Origin of the sequence: Sphingomonas sp. (assembly GCF_026460985.1) — a bacterium.
Taxonomy (GTDB): Bacteria; Pseudomonadota; Alphaproteobacteria; order Sphingomonadales; family Sphingomonadaceae; genus Sphingomonas.
In genome coordinates this window covers 1-2,655 of the sequence record NZ_JAPKNM010000070.1, presented here as the reverse complement: position 1 = coordinate 2,655, position 2,655 = coordinate 1, and the positions used below count along the sequence as shown (strand labels likewise).

General features: G+C 67.7%; 3 protein-coding genes. 1 reads left to right on the top strand and 2 read right to left on the bottom strand.

The window, feature by feature from the left end:
* Window positions 1-659 (top strand): DUF3750 domain-containing protein (locus MT490_RS11800; RefSeq protein ID WP_297387673.1); only part of this gene is annotated, 659 nt, incomplete at its 5' end.
* Window positions 660-691: 32 nt separating this feature from the next.
* On the opposite strand, the gene MT490_RS11795 is transcribed toward MT490_RS11800, so the two are convergent.
* Both MT490_RS11795 and MT490_RS11790 read right to left on the bottom strand, forming a co-directional pair.
* Complete coding sequence (locus MT490_RS11795) at window positions 692-1,288, bottom strand: TIGR02281 family clan AA aspartic protease (RefSeq protein WP_297387671.1); 597 nt, start codon at window positions 1,286-1,288, stop codon at window positions 692-694.
* Window positions 1,289-1,296: 8 nt separating this feature from the next.
* The coding region (locus MT490_RS11790; RefSeq protein WP_297387668.1) for a thiamine pyrophosphate-requiring protein at window positions 1,297-2,655 on the bottom strand (1,359 nt) is incomplete at its 5' end.

The following is a 2,655-nucleotide window of genomic DNA, read 5'->3' as shown; positions in this document are numbered from 1 at the left end:
TGGCCCATGCCGAGCGCCTTGCCCCCGACCCGACGCTGGTGCGCGAGGCGGTGGTGCAGGTGTACGGCGCGCGCACCATGGGCGCGAAGGGCATCTTCGGCGTGCACACCTGGGTGGCGGTCAAGCCGACCAATGCAGTCGAGTACACCATCTACGAAGTAGTGGGCTGGCGGCTGCGCTGGAACGACACCGCGGTGGTGATTCGCAACCGGAATCCGGAGGTCTGGTTCGGCTCCCAAGGCGAGCTCTACGCCGATAAGCGCGGCCCGGGCGTGGACGCCCTGATCCGCCGCATCCAGGAAGCCGTCGAGGACTATCCCTACGCCAAGGAATACACCCTCTGGCCCGGACCCAACTCCAACACCTTCACCGCCTGGATCGGCCGCGCGGTGCCCGAGCTCGAGATCGATCTGCCGGCGACGGCGATCGGCAAGGACTTCACCGGCATGCAGATCTTTTCGCGCGCGCCCAGCGGCAGCGGCGTGCAGTTCTCGCTCGGCGGGCTGCTCGGCCTCTCCGCGAGCGGCGTGGAAGGCCTCGAGCTCAACATCCTGAGCCTCAACTTCGGTATCAGCGGCTCGGGCCTGAAGCTGCCGCTCATCGGCCGCATCGGCAGCCCGAGCTTCTCCGGCGTCGTTCCGCAGCCCGTCACGCCGTAGATGAAGGACCAGTTGCTCGACCAGGCGCTCGCCTAGAAGGCCGGACGCGACAGCGTCATCGTGTCGCCGCTGCGGCGCATCTCGACATGCCGCAGGAAGCTCATGCCGATCAGCACCAGCGAGAGCTTTTCCGCGCCGCCTTCGGTGACCGCGCCCGGAACGTTGCTGAGCACGATGTCGCCGATCTGCACCCGGGCGAAGGTGACGACCCAGGCGACCGACGGGCCGTTCGCGGTCTGCGTCATCACGCGTTGGCCCTGGCGCGGGTCGATGCCCATCTGCAGCGCCTGATTCCAGTTGACGAGGATGGTCGTCGCGCCGGTATCGATCATCGCCGGCACCGGGACGTTGTTGATCATCGCCGTGACGACGAAATGGCCGCGCGGGTCGGCGCGCAGCACCGTGGCGCGCACGGTCGACTGCCCGAGGCCCACCTGCACCGGGCGGCCGTCGACCTGCAACACCACCGCGCCGCTCTTGATCTCCAGCACCTTCACGCCCTCGGGAGAGACCTCGTTCGGGCGAAGCGTGCGGGCGACCTTGCCATCGACAATGAGCTGCACCTGCGTCGGCGAAATGCTGGTGACGAAGACGTCGGTCGCTGCCGCGTCCGCAGCGGCGAGGGCCAACGCCGCGATCAGGAGGTTTTTACGTAGCTGACTTCGAGGCATACGTTCACCAGCGCCTGGCGTTTTTCCTCCTTCACCACTTTCAGCGCGCGCTCGAGCGCGGGCATCAGTTCCTTCGGCTCGCTGACGCGCTCGCCGTGGCCGCCGGAGGCCTGGACGACGTGCTCGAAGCGCGGCGAGGGCTCGAGGGTTGCGAACGGCGGCTCTTTCATCGCCGAGGCGTGGCCCTTCGGATAGGTCGCGAGCGTCGAGCGATGCACCGCGGCCCAGCGGGCGTTGTTGGCGATGATGAACAGCGCGGGCAGTTTCATCGCCTCCGAGACGTAATGCACCGCGGTCGGGTTGCCGAACATGTACGCCCCGTCGCCGACCGCGCAGATCACGGTCTTGTCGGGCGAGGCGAGCTTCGCGCCGAGCGCGGCGCCCATGCCCCAGCCGAGGCCGCCGGCCGACGGATTGCCGAAATAGCGGCCCGGTTCCTTGATCGTCATTTCCTCGAGCACCGTCGGGTACTCGTTGACCAGGATCGTGTTCGCGTCGAGCAGCTTGTTCACGCACGCCGAGAGCCACTTGCCGGTGATGCTCGCCGGCATGGGCGTGACGCCGCCGCGAGCCTTTTCGCGGATCGATTTCGACAGATCCGAAACCGTCTTGCGGCGCTCCTCGATGTGCTTCGGCGACACCGCCTGCTTCTGCGCGCTGCGCCACAGTGCCTGCAGCGTCGGTGCGACCGACCCGGTAAGGGAGAGATCGGCGCGGAAGCCGCGCAACGGATAGCGCGCGAACAGCGGATCGGGGCCGACGTGGATGACCTTCGCGTCGGGCCTCGGCTGGCCTTCCTTCGGGATCCACGGCACGTCGCAGTCGACCACCAGCACCACGTCCGCGGCCTTCAGCAGCGAGTGCGGATCCCAGCCGCAATGCATCGGATGCTCGGTCGACAGCGCCAGGTAGCGCGGCCGGTAATGGATCACCGGGACCGCCAGCGCCTGTGCGAGCTGCTCGATCGCCCGCGACGTTTCGGCGTTGCGGCCGCCGTTCGCCGTGATCAGGAGCGGGCTATGGGCATTGCCGAGCAGCTTCGCCGCCTCCTCGAGCGTCTCGGCATCCGCCGCCGGAGGGGAGGCGGGCGCGATCGTCGACTTCTCCGAATGCTTCTGATTCGAAAAATCCGAAGCGAGAACCTCGCGCGGCAGCGTCACGTACACCGGCCCCTGCGGCTCGCTCTTGGCGATGGCGAGCGCCCGGTCGATCACCGTTTCGACCTGCTCGGCGTGGCGCAGCTCGTAGTCCCACTTCATGAACTCGCGCAGCATCCCGCCCTGGTCGAAGTGCTCCTGCGCCCAGTGGATGTAGTTGTTGCGCGC